The organism is Haloferax sp. Atlit-109R (genome assembly GCF_003665865.1).
GTDB classification, from domain to species: Archaea; Halobacteriota; Halobacteria; order Halobacteriales; family Haloferacaceae; genus Haloferax; species Haloferax volcanii.
The window spans coordinates 1,384,305-1,403,046 of record NZ_QPLO01000001.1; the positions used below are offsets into that span (position 1 = coordinate 1,384,305).

Here is an 18,742-nt window from a genome sequence, read left to right on the forward strand (position 1 = left end):
GTTCGCCGCCGGCGGCGTCAGCGCCTCAGTAGTGCCACGGGTAGTCGCGGAATCGCGGTTCGCGCTTTTCGAGGAAGGCGTCGCGGCCCTCCTGTGCCTCCTCGGTCATGTAGGCGAGTCGGGTCGCCTCGCCGGCGAACACCTGCTGGCCGACCATGCCGTCGTCGGTCATGTTGAAGGCGTACTTGAGCATCCGCATGGCCGTCGGGGACTTCTTCGTCATCTCGTCGGCCCACTCCAGCGCCACGTCTTCGAGGTCCTCGTGGGGAATCGCCTCGTTCGCCATCCCCATGTCGACCGCCTCCTCGGCGGAGTAGGTCTTCCCCATGAAGAACACCTCGCGGGCCTTCTTCTGGCCGACCTGCTTGGCGAGGTACGCGGAGCCGAAGCCGCCGTCGAAGGAGGCCACGTCGGGGTCGGTCTGGAGGAACTTCGCGTGCTCCTCGGACGCGAGCGTCATGTCGCAGACGACGTGCAGGGAGTGGCCGCCGCCGACGGCCCATCCGGGAACGACGGCGACGACGGGCTTAGGCATGAATCGGATGAGCCGCTGGACTTCGAGGATGTGCAGGCGACCGGCCTTCGCCTCGCGGACGAGCGGGTCGTCGGAGGCGTCGGCCTCGTCGTCGTCGCGGTACTCGTAGCCCGAGCCGCCGCGAACCGACTGGTCGCCGCCGGAGCAGAACGCCCAGCCGCCGTCCTTCTCGGAGGGGCCGTTGCCGGTGAGCAGGACGCACCCGACGTTCGCGCGCTTTCTGGCGTCGTCGAGCGCGGCGTAGAGTTCGTCCACGGTTCCGGGTCGGAAGGCGTTTCGGACCTCGGGGCGGTCGAACGCGATGCGGACCGCCGGCACGTCGACGGCGCGGTGGTAGGTGATGTCGTCGAACTCGTCGGACCCCGGGACTGGCTCCCAGCGGTCGGGGTCGAAAATCTCCGAGACCATACCGAGAGGCGGCGCGGGCGGCGCAAAAAGATTCGCTTGCGGCCGCGGTTCGGGGGACGGCCCGCCGCCTGACCGCCCCCACGGCCCGGAGCTATTTGTCAGTGCGTGAACGACTCTCGCGTATGTCGGCCGCGACCACCCTCCTCGTCAGACTCGTCCACGTCGTCGGAATGGCGCTCGTCCTCGGCGGCGCGGCGTTCGCGTGGGCGACGCTCAGAGCCGGCGGTCCCGGACGCGCGGACGCCGGCGGCTCGACCGCCTCTGGCGGCGACCAGACCCCGTTCGCAGCCCTCTACGAGTCGGTTTTCTGGGCGGCGATGGGCGCGATGGTCGTCACCGGCGTCGGCAACCTCGGCGCGCTCGGCCCGCCCGGACCCTCCGGGCGCTGGGGGTCGCTCCTGACCGCGAAACTCCTCGCGGTGACCGCGTTCGTCCTCGGGTCGTTCGTCCGGACGCTCGTCGTGTTCAGGCTCCGGCGGAGCGGCCCGACTGGTTTGGGGCGCTCGCTTCTCGCCAAGAGCTACGGCGCGACAGCCGCCGCGCTCCTCGTCCTCGTCGCGCTCGCGGAGGTGCTGGCGCATGGGTGAGGCCGCCGGCGGCGTCGGGCCGCGGGGGCGCTTCGAGACGTGGGTCGTCTCGTCGTTCAACCTCGTCGCGCTGAGCCTCGTCGGACTCCTCGCGGCCCACGCGAGCGGCACGCTCGAAGGCGAACTCGCCAACTTCGGGACGCTTCCGGGCGTCGCCGTCTTCGCGTACCTGTGGCTCCTCACCGCGGCCGCGACCCGGTGGGCGCTGGCGGACGGCGGGCTGGCCGACCTGCGAACCGGCCTCAACGGCCTGTGGCGACTCGTCCTCCGCGGGTTCGCGGCGGGCGCGCTCATCGGGGCGGCGTTCCTCCTCGGCGTCGTCCTCGTCGGCGCGATGCTGAACGGCGCGCCACTCGTCGCGCTGGCGCTCATCGCGCTCATCGGCGTCGCGGCCGCGAGCGTCGTCGGCGGTGTCATCGGTGCTCTGTCGGTCGTCCTCGACGCCGGCTGTTACTGGGCGGCCGGCCGGCTGGTCGGGCGGTGGGCGGAGTCGAACGGCTCGGGGCGGGCCGCCGACGGGGAATGAGTGAGGAGTCAGTCAGTCAGTCTGCCCCGAAGCGGCCCGCGCGGACTCGTCAGCCACGACGCCAGCCCGACGAGTACCGCGGCCGCGATGCCGACGAGGAAGGCGGTCGCCCCGGAAAACGACCCGTACGCGACGAGTCCGGTCCCGACGAACGCGGTGGCGAGCGACCGACGGCGACCCATCGACTCGGGGTAGCCGGTGGCCTTGAACCGCGCGAGACCCCACGCGACCACGGCGACGAGCGGAGCGAGACCGAGGCCCATCAGGGGTCGCTGGACGACGAACCAGAAGACAGGAAGGGCGACCACGACCGTGACGAGCGCGAGCGTTCCGCGGCGGCCGAGCGCCGGGGGATAGCCGCGCTCAGCGATATCCGAGAGGAGTACCGCGCCGAAGACGACGGTGCCGCCGGCGAAGAACCCGGCGAGCGGTTCGTAGGCGACGACGGCCGCGTAGGCGAACACGAGGACGCCGAGGAACCCGGCGACGGCGTAGACGCTGCCGCGGTACTGGCGGAAGAGTCTGGAGGACATGTCGTCACGATTCGGAGCGCGGGAGAAAAGTCAGTCGGTCGACCGGTTCGGGCAGTCGCTCAGTCGGTCATTCAGTCGGTTAGTCGGACTCGGACAGTCGCTCGATGGCGCGCTCGGCGATGCGCTCGCGCACGCGATGAGACGACTCGGCGTCAGTGCAGACCTCGATGACGTCGGTGCCGTCGGTGGCGACCGACTCGGCGTAGGCGTCGCGGAAGTCGTCGGGGTCGACCGACGCGAACGAGAGGTCGTAGAGGTCCTCGGTGGCCGCGAAGTCGAGGCCGTGGGGCGTTTTAAACTGGTCCGTAAAGGGCGGCTCGTACTCCTCGATGGGGAGCATGTGGAAGATGCCGCCGCCGTCGTTGTTGACGAGGACGATGGTCGCGTCCACGCCGAGGCGACCGAGCGCGAGCAGGCCGTTCATGTCGTGGTAGTACGCGAGGTCGCCGGTCAGGAGCGTCAGGTGGTCGGTCGCCGCGGAGCCGGCTCCGAGCGCCGAGGAGACGATGCCGTCGATGCCGGACGCGCCGCGGTTGCCGAGGACCGTCCGGGACTTCGTCGAGGGGCGCGCGAAGCGGTCGAGGTCGCGGACGGGCATCGAGTTCGAGACGAACAGCGTCGACGGCTCGGGCGCGAGGTCGGCTACGTCGGCGGCGACTCGGCCCTCGAACGTGTCGGTCTCGTCGTCGACGAGGTCCCAGTAGGCGTCTTCCGCGTCGGTCCACAGCGCGTTCCACGACTCGTCGGGCCGGTTGCGGATGAGTTGCGAGAGCCGCCACGCCAGCACCGACGGCTCGGCCTCCACGAGGTCGGTCGCGCCGAACTCGGCCTCGCGCCAGCGACCCGTCGGGTCGACGAGATACTGCCGGGCGTCGGTGCGCGCGAGGTACTTCCGGAGCGCCTTCGAGGTCGGGGACGCGCCGATGCGGACGACGACTTCCGGGTCGGCCCAGTCGGCGGTGACGCGCTCGTCGAGGTAGGCGTCGTAGCCGCCGAGGACGGTCGTCGTCCGGGTGTGGCCGCCGAATCGGAGCCCCGAAAGCGGGTCGGCGACGACGGGGAAGCCGGTCGCGTGGGCGAACGCGGCGACGGCCTCGGCGTTGAATCCCGGCGGGTCGGCGGGCCCGGCGACGACGAGCCCCCGGTCGACCGCGAGGTCGTCGGCCAGCTTTCGGAGGTGGTCGTCGGAGAGTTCCGGCGCGCCCGCGGTCGTCTTGACGTAGGGGCGGCTCCCGCTCCGGCCGTCGAGCGCCTCGGGGTCGAGGTCGGCGGGCACGTCGCCCTCGACGTACGTCGGTTCGAGCGGCTTTCTGAAGGGGAAGTTGAGGTGGACGGGGCCGGCGTCGACGCCCGTTGCCTCGGAGACGGCGCGGGCCGCGGTCGTCCGGAGGCTCCGTAGTTTCCTGTCTGTGGCCTCCGGTTCGGGCATGTCCTTGTACCAGCGGACGGCGCCGCCGTAGAGCTTCTCCTGGTCGACGGTCTGGTTGGCCCCGCTGTCGCGGAGTTCCGGCGGGCGGTCGGCCGTGAGGACGAGCATCGGCACGCGGGCCTGCGACGCCTCGATGACCGCGGGGTGGAAGTTGGCCGCGGCGGTGCCCGAGGTGCAGACGATGGGCGTCACCTCGCCCGTGCGCCGGGCGCGGCCGAGCGCGAAGTAGGCCGCCGAGCGCTCGTCGAGGTGCGAGAACGTCTCGATGTCGTCGTGGCGGTCGAACGCCTCCGTGAGGGGCGTCGAGCGACTGCCGGGTGCGGTGCACACCGCGTCGATGCCGGTGCGTGCCAGTTCGTCGGCGAAGGTCCGTGCCCAGAGGGCGTTTCGGTTCGGTGCTGTCATCTCGTCTGTGTCGTCGTGGAATCCAGTCGGGGCAAATCGGAGTCGAGTCGAATCGAGTCGAATCGGAGTCGGTCGTCGGTCCCGAGCTCAGTCGTCGCGTTCGAGTTCGTCGAGGATGGGACGGTACTTCAGTTGCACCTCGTCCCACTCGGCGTCGGGGTCGGAGTCGGCGACGAGGCCGACGCCCGCGAACAGCGTCGCCAGCGTCTCCTCGACGATTGCCGAGCGGAGGGCGACCGCGAAACTGCCGTCGCCGTCGGCGTCGAACCAGCCGACGGGCGCGGCGTACCAGCCGCGGTCGAACGGCTCGGTGTCGCGAATCACGCCGAGGGCGGCCTCGGGCGGGAGGCCGCCGACCGCGGGCGTCGGGTGGAGCGCGTCCACGAGCGAGAGGACGTGCTCGTCGCGTTCGAGCGTCGCGTCGATGGGCGTCCAGAGGTGCTGGACGGTCGCGAGCTTCCGAACCCCGCGGTCACCGACGCGAATCTCGGCCGACAGCGGCGCGAGCTGTTCCCGAATCGTCTCCGCGACGAGTTCGTGTTCGTGGTTGTCCTTCTCGCTTCCGAGCAGTTCGTTCGCCAGCCACTCGTCTTCGTCGTCGGTGTCGCCGCGGCCGGTCGTCCCGGCGAGCGCGCCGGTCTCGACCTCGCGGCCGCGGAGCGAGACGAGTCGCTCGGGCGTCGCGCCGAGGAAGCTCGCCCCGCCGTTCGGCTCGACGAGGAAGCGGTGGCAGTCGGGGTACGTCCCCCCGAGGCGGGCGAGCAGGTCGGGCGCGGCGGCGGGGCGGTCGAGTTCGACTTCGAGCGCCTGCGCGAGGACGACCTTCCGAAGGTCGCCGGCCCGGATGCGCGAGACCGCGGCGTCGACGCTCTCGTGCCACGCCTCGACCGAGGTCGTCCGGTGGCGGTCCGAGACGCCCGGCGGCCCCTCGAGGGGCGCGTCGTCGAGCGATTCGAGCGTCTCGCGGAGGTCGTCGAGTCGGTCGTCGACGGTCTCGGCGTCGGCCTCGGCGTCGACGGCGGTGACCGTGAGCCACGCGTCGTCGCCGTCGAAGGCGACCTGCGCCTCGGGGACGACGAAGCGCGCGGCCGGGAAGTCGGCCCACGGGTCGCGGCCGGTTGCCTCCTCGTGGAAGGCGAGGCCGCCGAAGAATCGCGGGCGGGCGATACCGGGGCCGTCCACGTCCGCGCCGTCGAACAGCGCCGTGGCCGCCCGGCGGACGCGCGCGAGTCGCTCGGGACCGTCGGCCTCGACGGCCACGGCGACGCCGCCGCCGACGACGGTTGGCTCGTCGGGGGCGGTCCACAGCGCCCGCGGGCGCTGCATCGCCGCGAGCGACGCCGACACGGGCGGCGCAGACAGTCGAACCGACCTGCTGACGAGGTGGGTCCCCACCTCGTCGGTCCGCAACGGTTCCATCGACCGTGGCTCAGGACCGGGGACGCTTGAAACTCTCCCTTCTGTCCCGCACCCCGGTCGGGCGACTCCGGTGGGATGTGCACATCTGTCCACCGAGCGACAACGCTGGCGGACGGGACGCGAAGCGACCGCCGAACACGCCGAAAACGCAGCGTCGGCGGACCGAAAACTCAGCTCAGCTGTACCGCTCTTCGTTCCACGGGTTCGCCGTGTTCGAGTAGCCGCGTTTCTCCCAGTAGCCGCGTTCGGGTTCGGTGAGGAACTCGACGCCCGACACCCACTTCGCGCCCTTGTAGGCGTACTTGTGCGGGGTGACGACCCGGAGGGGGCCGCCGTGGTCGGCGGGGAGGTCCTCGCCGTCGTAGCCCCAGACGAACATGACCTCGTCGCGCATGCACTGGTCGAGCGGCAGGTTCGTCGTGTAGCCGTCCATCGCGTGGAACATCACGTGGACCGCGTCGTCGTCGACGCCGACCGCGTCTGCGAGCGTCGGGAACGTGACGCCCTCGAACTCGCAGTCGAACTTGCTCCAGCCGGTGACGCAGTGGAAGTCCTGTACCTGCGTCTCGGCGGGGAGGTCGCGGAACTCGTCGAACGAGAGGTCGAGTTCGGTGTCGACCGCGCCCCACGCCTCGAACGACCACGTCTCGGGGTCCCACGAGGGCGTGCCGCTCTTGGAGAGGACGGGAAACCGCTGGGTCTCGCGTTGGCCCGGCGGGAGCCGGTCGTCGCCGAACTCCTCGTAGAGGTGGGTCACGTCGTTGGCCATGCTCGAATCTTCGGCCCGACGCACCTATCACTAACGACTCCGGACACCCGCAGGCGACCGGGGCGACGGCCGCACTAACCGAACGTAAGCGGGAACTCGCGTTCGCCCGGACGACCTTCGGAAAACCCGATTATTCCCCCGGTAGAGTTATATACGGCCCTTCCAAAGCGACGGACGTTCAGATGCCCAAAGTAGAGATTACCGTGCCGGAACACCTGGAGATGCAGATCGTCCAACTCGTCGAGCAGGGCGAGTTCGTCAACCGCGACGAGGCCATCGAGGACCTGCTGTCGACCGGTATCCGCGCGTACAAGACGAGCGGTCCGATGTCCGACGAGGACCGCGCGTACGAAGACGACGGAATGATGGGCCACGAAGACGAGTACGTCTTCTGAGCCGAGTGACAGTATCCCCCAATAACGCTTAAACCGCCCTCGCACCTACCCAACGCTCATGCACAAGGACGAACTGCTGGAGCTGCACGAACAGATGGTTATCATCAAGGACCACTTCTCGGCCCGCGACCACGTCGATTCGAGCCTGTTCGACCCCTACGACGAGCTTGCGGTCGAGCCCTCCCACGTCCACAAATCGAAAAGCGAACACAAACACGCCGTGTTCGTGCTCGGCAACGCTCTCGCGACCGCGATGAGCGACGACGAGTTCTCCAGCGCGGGCCGTATCGGCAAGCGTATGGAGGAGTTGGCCGACGACGCCGAAGGCAAAATCTGAGCGGCCGTCGACCGCGACGCGCCTCCTGACCGACCGACGCGGAGTCGTCGATGACGGCCGCGTTCGTGTCGTTCGCTAGCACTACTCAAGCAGTTCTCCGCGGGTTTCTTTATCACCCGTTCGCACGACACAGGTAGCTCATGCTAGAGATACCGGGCTGGATACCGTTCCAGCGGCTCGCCGCGCTCCTCGCGCTTCTCGCGGCCGCCGTCGCGCTCGCCGTCGTCGACAGACCGAGTCGGCTCTCGGCGGCGCTTCGGCGGCGCTTCCTGTTCGGTCTCCCGCTCGGAACGCTCGCCAGCGCCGGCGGCGTCCTCCTCGTCTATCTCGTGGTGCAGGACGGCTGGTCGTCGTGGTACCGGCCCGTCGTCATCCCGTTCCGGGCGTGGTCGTACGTCTACCCGTCCGGGATGCTGACCGCCGCGTTCGCCCACTCCAGCCCCGGGCACCTCGTCGGCAACCTCGTCGGCACGCTCACCCTCGCCCCCGTCGCGGAGTACGCGTGGAGCCACTACCCGACGCGCCGCGGGTCCACGTCGTTCGGGTCGGCCCGCGAGAACCCCTACGTCCGGTCGCTCGTCGTCTTCCCGGCGGTCGTCTTCGGCGTGGGGCTTCTGACTTCCGTCTTCGCGCTCGGCCCGGTCGTCGGCTTCTCCGGCGTGGTGTTCGCGTTCGCCGGCTTCGCGCTCGTCTTCCGGCCGCTGGCGACCGTGCTGGCGTTCGTCTCCGGGCGCGTCGTCAGCCTGTTTTACAACGCGATGCTCTCGCCCGAGGTCGTCTCGTCGGCCCGCCCCGTCTTCTCGACGCCGTGGTGGTCCCAAATCGCCATTCAGGGCCACGCCATCGGCTTCCTGTTCGGCGTCCTCCTCGGTGCGTGGCTCAGTCACCGCCGCGGGGGTTCGAACCCGCCCGCGTTCCGCAGTTTCGCCGGCGTCCTCCTGTTTGCCGTCAGCGAGTCGCTGTGGGCGGTGTACTGGTACCGCGGCGGCGAGACCTACGTGCTGTTCCGCGCGGTCGGGTTCGCGCTCGTCGTCGCGCTCGCGACCATCGTCGCGCTGACGGTCGCGGCATCCGACAAGCCGCTTCGGGCGTACGCACCCGACAACTCGCTGTTTTCGGCCCGTCGCTGGCAGGCCGGCCTCGCCGTGCTCCTCGTCGTCGTCGCGGCGCTGTCGGGGCCGGCGATGCTGTACAACACGTTCACCGCGAGCGGCGACGACTTGCCGGGCGAGAGCGTCACGGTCAGGGACTACGAGGTGACGTACGCCGAGGACGTGCCGAACGGGCTGACCGCCGTCTTCGACGTCGAACTGTTCGGCGAGTCGACGACGACCAACACCTCGGGGGTCATCGTCAAAAGCGAGCGGCGCGGCATCTGGACGACGGCCGTCTCGACGAGTCGGCTGGCGTTCGACGGCGAGTCCGCGGTCAGAGTCGGCGGTCTCGGCTGGCGCGACCGGGTGACGGCGGTCCGCGACGGCTACGTCGTCACGGGCGCGGGGGTCGCCTACCGGGTGTTCCTCGTCGCCGACGGCGAGGCGCGGCTGGCGTACGAGACCGGTCCGGTCCGGGCCGAACCCGTCGTCGCCCGGCGGAACGTCTCGGTCGTGCCGACGCCGACGGGCTACGACGTGCAGGTGTCGTCCGACAGCGGGACCGTCAGGGGGCCGATGCCGACCGAGAACACGACGACGACGCTCGACGGGATTCGGTTCGTCCGCGAGAACTCCCTCGTCTTCGCCGAATCCCGGGGGACGAAAGTCCGCATCGCGCGACAGGAGACGTACAATTAGGGCGCGGTCGGCGGGCGATTCACGCGGTGTCGGCGGGCGGTTCGCGCGGTGAGTGGTCGGCGGCGCGACCGCCGGCTCACCACTCGATGCGGAACACTTCGGCGTCGAGCTGTCGGCGGTCCTCGTCGTGGAAGTCGAACTGGCGGTCGAGGTCGAACGTCGCCCGAAAGGCGTCGGTGAGGTCGCCGCCGGCGTCGGCGACGAACGACTCGACGAACTCCTTGCTCCCTTCGTTGTGGACCGAATAGGACACGTCGGCGACCGACGCGACCGAGTCGAGGAAGGCGCGGTCGGCGTGTTCGTTGCCACGCTGCGCGCCGAACGGCGGGTTCATGAGCACCGTGACCTGCCGGTCGTCGGGGAGACAGAGCGGCAGGCGGGTGGCGTCGGCGCGAATCCAGTCGATGGGGGCGCTCGCGCCGACCCGGCGGGCGTTGTCAGTCGCGGTGGCGAGCGCGTCGTCGTCGAGTTCGACGCCGACGACGCGGGCGGGCGAGCGGAGCGCCGCGCCGAGTCCGAGCATCCCGGTTCCGGAGCCCAAATCGAGGACCGTCGCGCCCTCGATGTCGCCGCGGAGGTCCGCGAGATGGACGAGATGCGCGGCGAGGTCCGGCGGCGTCGGGTACTGTTCGAGCGAGACCTTCGGGTTCTCGAAGCCGGCGACCACCGCCAACTGCGCCTCCAGCGCGGCCTTGGTTGCCATCAGCCGTCGATGGAACCTCGAAGCTCAAAAGCGACACCCTCGCGCCGGGCGCGCTCGCCCAGCGCCGCGAGCGCCGACTCGGCGTCGTCGGGGCGACAGCACTCCGCGACGTCGACGGCGACGCGCCCGACGCCGAGGAACGCGGCGGCGCGCACGTACTCGCGGAGGCGGTCGGACTCCGACTGCACCGCGAGCGGGGCGTCGTCGCTGAAGCGGGCTTCGACGGTGAGTTCGGCCGGGAGGTAGCCCTCCTCGGCGAGTCCGGCCTTCAGGTCGCGGAGGTGCGAGGGAGCGGTCGACTCCAGCCCCGCGGCATCGAGGACGACGGGAGTCAGGTCGGCGGGACGACCGGCGGCGACGGCGGCTTCGACGGACGAGGATTCGTGCGTGCTCATGTTGCACACACATTTTCTCTAGTTATGTATATATCTTTGTAAATGCGCAGTAGTAATCTAGCGGGTGGATTCGCCGGTGGCCCGCGGATATCCCCGCGAACGTGACAACCTAGAGACTAATGATGGAAGGTGTCGTACCGCCGTTGGGGGGAGCACGCTCCACCCCCATTCCCCTTGACGCCGCGCGGGCGGTTCTCTCGGCCCCACGAGGTTCTACCTAGACAGTGTCTCCCCGAACAGCGGCTACTCGTACGTGTACGCGAGCACTTCGTCGCCGGTGGCGTCCCGAACCGTGACCGTGTCGCCGCCGTTGTTCCACACCGCGCCGCCGCGACCCCAGTAGACGTCTTCATCGGTGTCGGTTCCCGACCCCGTGTGGAGCGTCAGCGACGCGCCGGGGTCGAGTTCGGTTCCCCCGGCGAACGTGTAGGTCGCGCCCGCCGCGTCGGAGACGGTCCACCCGGAGAGGTCGATGGCGGCGTCGCCGTCGTTCCTGAGCGTGACGTACTCCTCGTTCAGATTGTCGTTGTCGTTGCCCGGCGCGTCGGCGACAATCGAGAGGGAGAGGCCGTCGTCGGTGGTCGCGTCCGCGCCGCCCGCGGCCGCGCCCTCGGTCGCGCAGGCCCAGAGGCCGACCCCGCGCTCTCTGGCGTCGCGCTCGGCGCGCTCGTAGCGCTCGCGCTCCTCGAACGAACTCTCGTAGAGCCGGGCGTGGCCCTCGGTGATGAGGTCGTAGTTGAACTCCGCCCCGTCGACGACGACGTACGCGAGGAGCCGGCCGTAGTAGCCGCGCTCGCCCGCCTTCTCGTCGTACCGGAGTTCGACGGTCCGGTCGGCGAGCCGGGATTTCGCGTAGGCGCTCGCGTCCTCGCCGGCCGCCCGGAGGCAGGTCCGCCCGGCCGCCGTCTCGGGGACGCCCTCGAACTCGTCGGGCGTGTTCTCGGCGTGGACCTCCGGCGTGTCGACGCCGAGGAGTCGCACCGTCTCGCGCGCGCCGTCCGGCATGACGACCTTGATGGTGTCGCCGTCGACCACCTCGACCACCTCGACTGTCACGTCGCCCGCGGCGGCCGCGGTCGCCGGCGACCCCGACTGCGACGTCGTCGCCGCCGTCTCCGTCGCGGTCGATTCGACCGTCGTCGCCGCCCCCGCGCCGCCCCCGCCGAGACAGCCCGCGAGGACCGCGAGCGCGACGACAACGAGTGTCGCGGTAGCACGTCTGACCATTCGATTCACCGTTAGTCAGGGAACTGTATAAGTAGGTGCGTCCCGATTGCCCGAACCCGAACGCGACGAATCGACAGACAGCGACCTGTATCATATTTCTGTTACAAAGGTTTAAATTCACGCTCCACCAGAAACCTTTTAATGGAACGTCCGAGCCGGCAGCGTCAACGAGAGGAGGAGGCAACGGCACAAGAGGACGAGCAAGTCAACTGTCCGGAGTGCGGCTCTGACCAGATCGTCACGGACGCAGACCAGGGGGAGCTGGTGTGTGACGACTGCGGACTCGTCCTCGACGAGCGACAGATTGACCGCGGTCCGGAGTGGCGGGCGTTCAACCACTCCGAGCGGCAGTCGAAGTCGCGCGTCGGTGCGCCCATCACCGAAACGATGCACGACCGGGGGCTGACGACGACCATCGACTGGAAGGACAAAGACGCCTACGGTCGCTCGCTTTCGTCCGAGAAACGCTCGCAGATGCACCGCCTGCGCAAGTGGCAAGAGCGCATCCGAACCAAGGACGCCGGCGAGCGCAACCTCCAGTTCGCCCTCAGCGAAATCGACCGCATGGCCTCGGCGCTCGGCGTCCCCCGGTCGGTCCGTGAGGTCGCGTCGGTCATCTATCGACGCGCGCTCAACGAGGACCTGATTCGCGGCCGCTCCATCGAGGGCGTCGCCACCTCGGCGCTGTACGCCGCTTGCCGTCAGGAAGGCATCCCGCGCTCGCTCGACGAGGTCGCGGAAGTGTCGCGCGTCCCGCAGAAGGAAATCGGGCGTACGTACCGCTACATCTCGCAGGAACTCGGGCTCGAACTCAAGCCCGTCGACCCCAAGCAGTTCGTCCCGCGGTTCGCCTCCGCGCTCGACCTCTCCGAGGAGGTCCAGGCGAAGGCGACCGAAATCATCGACGTGTCCGCCGAGCAGGGCCTGCTGTCGGGCAAGTCGCCGACCGGCTTCGCCGCCGCCGCCATCTACGCCGCGTCGCTTCTCTGCAACGAAAAGAAGACCCAACGCGAGGTCGCGGACGTGGCGCAGGTGACGGAGGTCACCATCCGCAACCGCTACCAAGAACAGATCGAAGCGATGGGCTTCCGCTGAGCGTCGGCCCGCAGACCCGACCCGCGACCCGGCTCGCCGTCACCGATTGAGACCGCCCGCGACACTCAGTTTTCCACGAACACCACGACCGGCCGCCCCCAGAGGCCGGTGTCGTACTGGTGTGCGACGTAGCCGTCGAGCAGCGGCGCGACCGTCCCGCGCTCGTCGGCGGGCGCGATGACCACCGGCGGCATCGACGACCGCGATTCGAGCGCCTCCGGCGTCGCCGCCGACGCGGTGTCGGCCCCGATTCGCTCGACGTACCACGCCATCGGGAGTCGCTCGCCCCACGACTCGGGCACCGGCGGGGAGTCGGCCGCGCCGTCAGCGACGTACATCGAACTCCCGTAGTAGAGCACGTCCGGCCTCTCGTCGTCGGTCGGCCCGACCCACGCAGAGAGGTTGTCGCGGAACGACGAGAACTCCGCCGACGGCTGGGCGAACTGCGCGAGTTCGGCGTCGCGGTCGCTCGGGCCGTACACCTCGCTCGACGCCACCGCCCCGGTCTGGACGACGAGCGCGAGCAGGACGATGACCGCGGCCGCGACGCGGGGCGCGTCCCGGCCGTCGAAGGCGCGCCGCCCCCAGCGGACGAGCGCCGCGAGGCCGATTCCCGCCGGGAGCGCGAGCGGGACGACGACGTAGACGCCGAGCCACGGCGCGGACACCTCGGTCAGCATGGGGACGAACACCAGCGACGCGCCGGCCCAGTACACCGCCGCCGACACCTCCGAGCGCGGCCCGCCGGCCGTGTAGCGGTCGACGAGGAACACCGCCGCGCCGAGGAGGACGACCGGAAGCGCCGCCAGCGCGAGCGCGCCGAGGAGGTCACCGAGATAGGGGAGGTACTCGTGGGTCCCGTCGGGGTAGCGGTCGACGACGCGGACGCCGACGAACCGCCGGACCGAGTCGAACAGCGCCGCGTCGACTGCGCCGAGCACCGTCCCCGGCGTGTAGAGGCCCGCGCCGTCGGTGTCGCCCGCCCGCGGCGCGAACGCGAAGACGTAGACGACGACGAAGACGAGGAGCGCGCGAGCCGCGGGGGTCGCCGCGCCGCGGACTCGGGCGGCGTACTCACCGAGGCGCATCGCGGCCGGGCGCGCCGACGGGAGGAGCGCCGCGTGGTCGAACACGAGGAACCCGGCGACGCCGAGACAGCAGAGTGCGACGACGCCGAGTCCGGACGAGGCGACGGCGAGCGCCAGAGCCGCGGCGAGTCCGTAGGCGTTGCGCCGCCCCGCGCCGTCGACGAGGCGGAGCGCGAAGCCGAAGGCGACGAGCGCGAAGCCGACCGCGAGCACGTCGCCGCGGGCGAACCGGCCGTAGTAGACGAGAATCGGGTTCACCGCGAGGACGGCCGCAAGCCCGAGAACCTCGTCGTCAGCGAGGCGGCCGCGGAAGAGGAGCGCCGCGAGCGGGAGGGCCGCGCCGAACAGCGCGAAGGGGAGGCGGAGCGCGAAATCGGTCGCGCCGACGAGCGCGAGCGACGGCCGCGAGAGGTGATAGACCAGCGGGCCGCCGGCGACGGGGCGGTACGAGAAGAAGCCGGTTTCGAGCGACCGGAGGCTCCAGTAGCCGACGCGGGCCTCGTCCCAGTGGAGCGGCCGGTCGCCGAGGCCGACGAGGCGGACCACGAGTGCCGCGGCGGCGAGCGCGACGACGGCGAGCGTCGTTCGGTCGGGTCGCCGCCCGGCGCGGGAGGGAATCATGGGGTGACGTGGCGCGCCGGGCGGCAGAAAGGTTACGACTTGGACGGCCGCCGGCCCGCCCCTTCGAAAGCGTCATCCCCGCCGACCGGTAGCACTCGGATATGTCGCTCATCGAGTCGCTGCCCGCTCGCCCGCTCGAACCGCAGGAACTCACGTCTTTGAACCGCGCCGACGCGTTCGACCTCGTCGTCGCCGTCGAGGACGACGGCCCCGCCCGCAGTCTGCTCGTCGCCACCGAGGGGTGGGTCAAGGCTATCGCCCACGAGGACGGCGCCGGCTGGTCGGTCGTCGAGACGGTCGCACTCGACGACGAGACCGAGCGAATCGACGGCCTGCAAGCGTGCGAGGAAGCCATTCTGTCGTTCCGAGACGACGGGAACGAGGAGTAGTATTAACCCTGTTCCGAACTAAGTATAATTTGTCATGTACCGCGAAATCCTCGTCCCGACCGACGGCAGCAAGGCCGCCGAACGCGCCATCGACCACGCGCTCGACCTCGCAGAGACCTACGGCGCGCGGATTCACGCGCTGTACGTCGTCGATACCAGCATCTACACCTCGCTCGACGCCGGCGCGGACGTGGTCATCGACGCCCTCGAACGGGAGGGCGACGCCGCGACCCGACACGTCCGCGAAGCCGCCGAGGAAGCCGGCATCGACGTGCAGGCGGAGGTCGTCACCGGAACCGCCTACCGCTCCATCCGGGAGTACATCGACGGCCACGACATCGACCTCGTCGTCATGGGTACCCACGGGCGCACGGGCCTGAGCCACTACCTGCTCGGGAGCGTCACCGAGCGCGTCGTCCGCACCTCACCGGTGCCGGTGCTCACCATCCGACTGGACGACGACGAAGAAAACGAGGCGGACGCCGCGGACGAAGCGACGGACGCCGACGCCGAGGAGTAGGCCGACAGTTTCGGGGAGTCAAGACACAGCCTCGGCCGGCGCGGTCGGTGACGGGGTCGCCGCGGCTTTGATAAACAGTTTTGGTGCGGTCGCGCATACGCCGCGGTATGACCGAGTACACCGTCGAGTTCGTCGGCACGGGCGAGACCATCACCGTCTCCGACAAGCAGACCATTCTCAAGGCCTGCATCGAGGAGGGCATCGCACAGGAGTACTCCTGCCGCGTCGGGATGTGCCTCGCCTGCTCCGCCGAGATTCTCGAAGGCGACGTCACCCAGCCCGCCGCCCGCGGGCTGACCGAGGAGGAGGCCGAGCGCTTCGCGCTCACCTGCATGGCCCGCCCGCAGAGCGACCTCAAACTCGACCGCGGCGTCTACCCGCCGAGCATCGAGGACGACGCCGCGGCCGCCGGCACCGCCGCAGACGACGACTGACGACGGGTACTCTCCGGGGGCGGCCCCGCGGCCGCCGACCCACGTTCTCAGTTCCGCATCGCGCCGCCGAGCCGACGCGCTGGCCCGACGTAGTCGCTCGACCCGCAATCTGCCCGCGAACCGCGCCTCACGCCTCGCTCGTCGCCGCGCAGTTGTTCGGCCCCAACTCGACTTCGAACGCCTCCTCGTCGGTCAGCGAGTTCCGACCGAGATTCGTCTCGATGATGCGCTCGTAGTTGGCCGGCCGCGGCGGCATATCCGAGCAGACGAACGAGACGAACGCCGCCTCGTCCATCGAGAGCGCCCCGAGCCGCTCGCGGAGCGCCCCGAGTTCCGCGACGTACGCGCCGGTTTCGTCCGGGGCCGTCCGCGGGCCGTAGTGGGCGGGCGCGACCAGCGTGTCGTCCGCGAACTCGCCGTACCGCTCCGTGAGCGTCGCGTGGAGCCGTCTCGCGGCGTCGGGCGCCCCCTCGTCGCCGTCTTCGAGGTCCGGGCGGGCGACGCTCGCTAAAAAGAGGCTGTCGCCCGCAACGAGCAGGTCTCCGAGGCGGAACGCGGTCATCTCGGTCGTGTGCCCCGGCGCGTGGACGGCGACGAGTTCCGCGCCGCCGACGCCGATAGTCTCGCCGTCAGCGACGAGTCGCGCGTCGAAGTCGAGGCCGCGGTCGGCCGCGCCCGCCGGGAGGACGGGCGTCGCGTCGGTGCGCTCCGCGACCGCTCTGACGCCGCTGACGTGGTCGGCGTGGACGTGCGTGTCGACGGCGGCGACGACCTCAGCGCCGCGCTCGCGGGCGTCTGCGACGTATCGGTCCGCGAACGCCCGAAGGGGGTCAACGACCACGGCCTCGTCGCCGACGACGGCCAGATAGGCGAGACAGCCGCTGGAGGGGCGGTCGTACTGGAGCACCGTCGCGTCCCTGTCCCCGTCCGTGTCTCCGACGGGGAGGTCGCGGGCGCGGTAGACGCGCGCCCAGCCGTCCATGCCGGTTTCGAGGTTCTCGGCGGGGACGCCGGCCTCGGAGAGCAGGCCGGCGACGTGCGCGCTCGACCGGCCCTCCGCGCAGACGACGACCACCGGCGAGGGGGCGTCTCGGAACTCGGCGGCGAGTTCGTCGACCGTCCCGCGAATCTCGGCCTGCGTGAAGCGAATCGCCGGAATCTGGGTCGCGGTCACGGCCGCGCCGTCGACGCGCCACGCCGCGAACTCGTCGCGGTCGCGCACGTCGAGCACCGCCGTGGGGTCGCCGCGGGCGAGTCGGGTCGCCAGTTCCTCGGGAGTCATACGCACACGATACGCGCGCCGGGCGGAAGAACGCTCCGCGGGTCGGAAAGAGAACAGCGGCCCGAGCAGCGGCCCGCGCTACTCGGTCGTTCCGCCGTCGTTGCTCAGTCGGCCCGAGGGCGGTTCGTCGAAATCGAAGTCGCCGAGGACGCCCTCCGGTGGGCCGTCGACGCCGCCGGCGGGCGGGGCGTCGGCTCCCGTCTCCGGGAGCGTGTTCGGCCCGGTGGCGTCGCCCGTCTCGCCGCCGAGGCGTTCGGCCGCGTCGCGAATCGAAAGCACCTGCTCGGTCTGCGAGCGGTTCGCGTCTGCGATTTCGCCGATTTGGTCCGACACGGTGGTCGCGCGCTCCGTCGCGTCGTCGACCATGCCGGCAATCTGCTCGGCGCTTTCGGCCTGGTCGTCGGTCGCAGAGGCGACTTCGCCGACGCCGACGGTGGCCTGTTCGACCGCCGCAGAGATGTCCGAGAGACTCCGCATCACGTCCTCGCCGCGGTCGATGCCGTCGTAGAGTCGCTCGGTCGTCTGCGAGAGGCTGTCGATGGTCTCCTGGGCCTCGGACTGGATGTCGCCCACCGTGCCTTCGACCTCGGCGGCGCGGGCCTGCGACTCCTCGGCGAGATTCTTCACCTCGCTGGCGACGACGGCGAAGCCCTCGCCCGCGTCGCCGGCGCGGGCGGCCTCGATGGAGGCGTTGAGCGCGAGCAGGTTCGTCTGCTCCGCGATGTCGTTGATGGCGTCGAGCACCTCGTCGATCTCCGCGATTTGGTCGTGCAGTTGCTGGACGTCCTCCGAAGCCGTCTCCGCGGCCTCGCTCACGTCGCGCATCACGTCGATGGCCTCGTCGGCCGCGTCCTCGCCCTCGGCTGCGCGCGTTGCGGCGTCGGCGCTGGTCCGCTCGACCTCCTCCGCGGTCGCCGCAATCTCCTCGACGGTCGCGCTTAGCTCCGACACTTCGGCGGCGACCGTCGCCATGTCGTCGGCCTGCGCCCGCGCCGTGGTCTCGATGTCGTCGGTCCGCTCGGTGACCTCCTCGGAACTCCGCAGGAGCGACTCGACGGGGTCGCTCACGTCGGCTTCGACCTCGTGTGCGAGGGCGCGCCGACGCTCGGCGGCCTCGCGCGCCGCCTGACTGTACGAGTGGATGTACGTCTCCATCGCCACCTGCTGGTCGAGCGACAGGAGCTTCAACACGGGGAGGAAGCGCTCGACGACCTCGTCGACGGCGGCTTCGACCCGGTCGTCGCCGCCGCGGAGGCCGCTCGAAACGCCGGACGCGCCGCCGAGAAGTCCCGAGAGCAGGCCGCTATCGGCGTCGGTATCGCCGGCCGTGTCGCCTTCGAACTCGGTGTCGGCGTCGCTCCCGACCGTGTCGCCGCCGGTGAACTCCGCTTTCACTTCGTCCGCGACGGCACCGAGAATGCCCTCGTAGTAGACCGAATACGCGCCGAGATAGAACTTCGGCCCGAGGTCTATCATATCGTGTAGCTTCCCGATACGCGCCCGCTTCGCGAAGTAGTCCTCGCCGTACTCGCCGCGACCGAGTTCGCGGAGGTAGGTCGCCTGGTCGGCCCGCAGCATTTCCGTGGTCTTCGTCGAGCGACCGAAGAACTTCGTCGTCGCGTGCTCGCCGAGGTGGTCGTAGAACTCCGCCGCGAACTCGTCCGCGAACTCGTCCAAGAGCGGTTCGAGGTCGCTCAGGCGGCGCTCGTCCGCGTCCGAGAGGCGAACGAACGATTTCCGGCGGTCGATTTCCGCCGCGTCGATATCCAGCTGCGAGAGCAGCGCGTCTCCGTCGACGCGAGCTCGCGCGTTGGCGTCGACTTGCCCCGAGGAGTCTGTCATATACCTCTCT

General features: G+C 70.2%; 20 protein-coding genes. 9 read left to right on the forward strand and 11 right to left on the reverse strand.

Features of this window, described 5'->3' with window-relative positions:
* Window positions 1-25: 25 nt before the first annotated feature.
* Window positions 26-943 (reverse strand): 1,4-dihydroxy-2-naphthoyl-CoA synthase, encoded by a 918-nt coding sequence (locus DVK03_RS07280; protein ID WP_004063346.1) that lies wholly within the window; start codon window positions 941-943, stop codon window positions 26-28.
* Window positions 944-1,065: 122 nt separating this feature from the next.
* Here DVK03_RS07280 and DVK03_RS07285 point away from each other — a divergent pair, with 122 nt between their 5' ends.
* Together DVK03_RS07285 and DVK03_RS07290 are read left to right on the forward strand one after the other, a co-directional pair.
* Window positions 1,066-1,530 (forward strand): hypothetical protein, encoded by a 465-nt coding sequence (locus DVK03_RS07285; RefSeq protein ID WP_115802578.1) that lies wholly within the window; start codon window positions 1,066-1,068, stop codon window positions 1,528-1,530.
* Complete coding sequence (locus DVK03_RS07290) at window positions 1,523-2,056, forward strand: hypothetical protein (protein ID WP_115802579.1); 534 nt, start codon at window positions 1,523-1,525, stop codon at window positions 2,054-2,056. The genes DVK03_RS07285 and DVK03_RS07290 overlap by 8 nt, the downstream gene beginning before the upstream one ends.
* A gap of 8 nt (window positions 2,057-2,064) precedes the next feature.
* Here the strand turns inward: DVK03_RS07290 and DVK03_RS07295 are convergent, their stop codons facing one another.
* The 4 genes from DVK03_RS07295 to DVK03_RS07310 form a co-directional block, all read right to left on the reverse strand.
* Window positions 2,065-2,589, reverse strand: coding sequence for a hypothetical protein (locus DVK03_RS07295; protein ID WP_115802580.1), 525 nt, complete (start codon window positions 2,587-2,589; stop codon window positions 2,065-2,067).
* 79 nt (window positions 2,590-2,668) lie between these two features.
* A complete protein-coding gene (gene menD / locus DVK03_RS07300) occupies window positions 2,669-4,423 on the reverse strand; it encodes a 2-succinyl-5-enolpyruvyl-6-hydroxy-3-cyclohexene-1-carboxylic-acid synthase (RefSeq protein ID WP_115802581.1) in 1,755 nt (584 codons plus the stop codon).
* Window positions 4,424-4,510: 87 nt separating this feature from the next.
* A complete protein-coding gene (locus DVK03_RS07305; RefSeq protein WP_115802582.1) occupies window positions 4,511-5,842 on the reverse strand; it encodes an isochorismate synthase MenF in 1,332 nt (443 codons plus the stop codon).
* A gap of 175 nt (window positions 5,843-6,017) precedes the next feature.
* Window positions 6,018-6,611 (reverse strand): sulfite oxidase-like oxidoreductase, encoded by a 594-nt coding sequence (locus DVK03_RS07310; RefSeq protein WP_004063338.1) that lies wholly within the window; start codon window positions 6,609-6,611, stop codon window positions 6,018-6,020.
* A gap of 182 nt (window positions 6,612-6,793) precedes the next feature.
* Between DVK03_RS07310 and DVK03_RS07315 the strand changes: the two genes are divergently transcribed.
* The 3 genes from DVK03_RS07315 (at window position 6,794) to DVK03_RS07325 (ending at window position 9,136) form a co-directional block, all read left to right on the forward strand.
* Window positions 6,794-7,006 carry a ribbon-helix-helix domain-containing protein gene (locus DVK03_RS07315; protein ID WP_004043463.1) on the forward strand — a complete coding sequence of 71 codons (213 nt, stop codon included), beginning with the start codon at window positions 6,794-6,796 and terminating at the stop codon, window positions 7,004-7,006.
* 58 nt (window positions 7,007-7,064) lie between these two features.
* The gene (locus DVK03_RS07320; RefSeq protein ID WP_004043462.1) at window positions 7,065-7,343 is read left to right on the forward strand and encodes a UPF0058 family protein; all 279 of its coding nucleotides are present in this window, start codon (window positions 7,065-7,067) and stop codon (window positions 7,341-7,343) included.
* Between the two features lie 140 nt (window positions 7,344-7,483).
* Window positions 7,484-9,136 (forward strand): rhomboid family intramembrane serine protease, encoded by a 1,653-nt coding sequence (locus DVK03_RS07325; RefSeq protein WP_115802583.1) that lies wholly within the window; start codon window positions 7,484-7,486, stop codon window positions 9,134-9,136.
* 76 nt (window positions 9,137-9,212) lie between these two features.
* Here the strand turns inward: DVK03_RS07325 and DVK03_RS07330 are convergent, their stop codons facing one another.
* From DVK03_RS07330 to DVK03_RS07340, 3 genes are all read right to left on the reverse strand, one after another.
* A complete protein-coding gene (locus DVK03_RS07330; RefSeq protein WP_004043460.1) occupies window positions 9,213-9,839 on the reverse strand; it encodes an METTL5 family protein in 627 nt (208 codons plus the stop codon).
* Window positions 9,839-10,234: a hypothetical protein gene (locus DVK03_RS07335; protein ID WP_115802584.1), complete on the reverse strand. Its 396-nt coding sequence runs from the start codon at window positions 10,232-10,234 to the stop codon at window positions 9,839-9,841. The genes DVK03_RS07330 and DVK03_RS07335 overlap by 1 nt, the downstream gene beginning before the upstream one ends.
* 243 nt (window positions 10,235-10,477) lie before the next feature.
* A complete protein-coding gene (locus tag DVK03_RS07340) occupies window positions 10,478-11,461 on the reverse strand; it encodes a lamin tail domain-containing protein (protein WP_115802585.1) in 984 nt (327 codons plus the stop codon).
* 141 nt (window positions 11,462-11,602) lie between these two features.
* On the opposite strand from DVK03_RS07340, the gene DVK03_RS07345 reads away from it, so the two are divergent.
* Entirely contained in the window at window positions 11,603-12,556 is a 954-nt protein-coding gene (locus DVK03_RS07345) for a transcription initiation factor IIB family protein (RefSeq protein ID WP_004043457.1), read from the forward strand.
* Window positions 12,557-12,621: 65 nt separating this feature from the next.
* Here the strand turns inward: DVK03_RS07345 and DVK03_RS07350 are convergent, their stop codons facing one another.
* Complete coding sequence (locus DVK03_RS07350; RefSeq protein ID WP_115802586.1) at window positions 12,622-14,265, reverse strand: flippase activity-associated protein Agl23; 1,644 nt, start codon at window positions 14,263-14,265, stop codon at window positions 12,622-12,624.
* Between the two features lie 101 nt (window positions 14,266-14,366).
* On the opposite strand from DVK03_RS07350, the gene DVK03_RS07355 reads away from it, so the two are divergent.
* The 3 genes from DVK03_RS07355 (at window position 14,367) to DVK03_RS07365 (ending at window position 15,608) form a co-directional block, all read left to right on the forward strand.
* On the forward strand, window positions 14,367-14,654 hold the full coding sequence (locus DVK03_RS07355) for a hypothetical protein (protein WP_115802587.1): 288 nt from the start codon (window positions 14,367-14,369) through the stop codon (window positions 14,652-14,654).
* Window positions 14,655-14,688: 34 nt separating this feature from the next.
* Window positions 14,689-15,174, forward strand: a complete 486-nt coding sequence (locus DVK03_RS07360; RefSeq protein WP_115802588.1) for a universal stress protein — start codon at window positions 14,689-14,691, stop codon at window positions 15,172-15,174.
* A 107-nt stretch (window positions 15,175-15,281) separates the two neighbouring features.
* The gene (locus DVK03_RS07365) at window positions 15,282-15,608 is read left to right on the forward strand and encodes a 2Fe-2S iron-sulfur cluster-binding protein (protein WP_004043453.1); all 327 of its coding nucleotides are present in this window, start codon (window positions 15,282-15,284) and stop codon (window positions 15,606-15,608) included.
* 127 nt (window positions 15,609-15,735) lie between these two features.
* Here the strand turns inward: DVK03_RS07365 and DVK03_RS07370 are convergent, their stop codons facing one another.
* Entirely contained in the window at window positions 15,736-16,890 is a 1,155-nt protein-coding gene (locus DVK03_RS07370) for an MBL fold metallo-hydrolase (protein WP_115802589.1), read from the reverse strand.
* A 78-nt stretch (window positions 16,891-16,968) separates the two neighbouring features.
* A complete protein-coding gene (locus tag DVK03_RS07375) occupies window positions 16,969-18,732 on the reverse strand; it encodes a globin-coupled sensor protein (RefSeq protein WP_115802590.1) in 1,764 nt (587 codons plus the stop codon).
* Window positions 18,733-18,742 lie beyond the last annotated feature (10 nt).

What these genes read in the sequence shown, in the direction of transcription:
- DVK03_RS07360 (WP_115802588.1), top strand. Translation starts at nt 14,689, where the DNA reads ATGTACCGCGAAATCCTCGTCCCGACCGACGGCAGCAAGGCCGCCGAA.
- DVK03_RS07375 (WP_115802590.1), bottom strand. Translation starts at nt 18,732, where the DNA reads ATGACAGACTCCTCGGGGCAAGTCGACGCCAACGCGCGAGCTCGCGTC.
- DVK03_RS07315 (WP_004043463.1), top strand. Translation starts at nt 6,794, where the DNA reads ATGCCCAAAGTAGAGATTACCGTGCCGGAACACCTGGAGATGCAGATC.
- DVK03_RS07320 (WP_004043462.1), top strand. Translation starts at nt 7,065, where the DNA reads ATGCACAAGGACGAACTGCTGGAGCTGCACGAACAGATGGTTATCATC.
- DVK03_RS07310 (WP_004063338.1), bottom strand. Translation starts at nt 6,611, where the DNA reads ATGGCCAACGACGTGACCCACCTCTACGAGGAGTTCGGCGACGACCGG.
- DVK03_RS07325 (WP_115802583.1), top strand. Translation starts at nt 7,484, where the DNA reads ATGCTAGAGATACCGGGCTGGATACCGTTCCAGCGGCTCGCCGCGCTC.
- DVK03_RS07295 (WP_115802580.1), bottom strand. Translation starts at nt 2,589, where the DNA reads ATGTCCTCCAGACTCTTCCGCCAGTACCGCGGCAGCGTCTACGCCGTC.
- DVK03_RS07345 (WP_004043457.1), top strand. Translation starts at nt 11,603, where the DNA reads ATGGAACGTCCGAGCCGGCAGCGTCAACGAGAGGAGGAGGCAACGGCA.
- DVK03_RS07305 (WP_115802582.1), bottom strand. Translation starts at nt 5,842, where the DNA reads ATGGAACCGTTGCGGACCGACGAGGTGGGGACCCACCTCGTCAGCAGG.
- DVK03_RS07370 (WP_115802589.1), bottom strand. Translation starts at nt 16,890, where the DNA reads ATGACTCCCGAGGAACTGGCGACCCGACTCGCCCGCGGCGACCCCACG.
- DVK03_RS07280 (WP_004063346.1), bottom strand. Translation starts at nt 943, where the DNA reads ATGGTCTCGGAGATTTTCGACCCCGACCGCTGGGAGCCAGTCCCGGGG.
- DVK03_RS07350 (WP_115802586.1), bottom strand. Translation starts at nt 14,265, where the DNA reads ATGATTCCCTCCCGCGCCGGGCGGCGACCCGACCGAACGACGCTCGCC.
- DVK03_RS07285 (WP_115802578.1), top strand. Translation starts at nt 1,066, where the DNA reads ATGTCGGCCGCGACCACCCTCCTCGTCAGACTCGTCCACGTCGTCGGA.
- DVK03_RS07330 (WP_004043460.1), bottom strand. Translation starts at nt 9,839, where the DNA reads ATGGCAACCAAGGCCGCGCTGGAGGCGCAGTTGGCGGTGGTCGCCGGC.
- DVK03_RS07355 (WP_115802587.1), top strand. Translation starts at nt 14,367, where the DNA reads ATGTCGCTCATCGAGTCGCTGCCCGCTCGCCCGCTCGAACCGCAGGAA.
- DVK03_RS07335 (WP_115802584.1), bottom strand. Translation starts at nt 10,234, where the DNA reads ATGAGCACGCACGAATCCTCGTCCGTCGAAGCCGCCGTCGCCGCCGGT.
- DVK03_RS07340 (WP_115802585.1), bottom strand. Translation starts at nt 11,461, where the DNA reads ATGGTCAGACGTGCTACCGCGACACTCGTTGTCGTCGCGCTCGCGGTC.
- DVK03_RS07365 (WP_004043453.1), top strand. Translation starts at nt 15,282, where the DNA reads ATGACCGAGTACACCGTCGAGTTCGTCGGCACGGGCGAGACCATCACC.
- DVK03_RS07290 (WP_115802579.1), top strand. Translation starts at nt 1,523, where the DNA reads ATGGGTGAGGCCGCCGGCGGCGTCGGGCCGCGGGGGCGCTTCGAGACG.
- menD (WP_115802581.1), bottom strand. Translation starts at nt 4,423, where the DNA reads ATGACAGCACCGAACCGAAACGCCCTCTGGGCACGGACCTTCGCCGAC.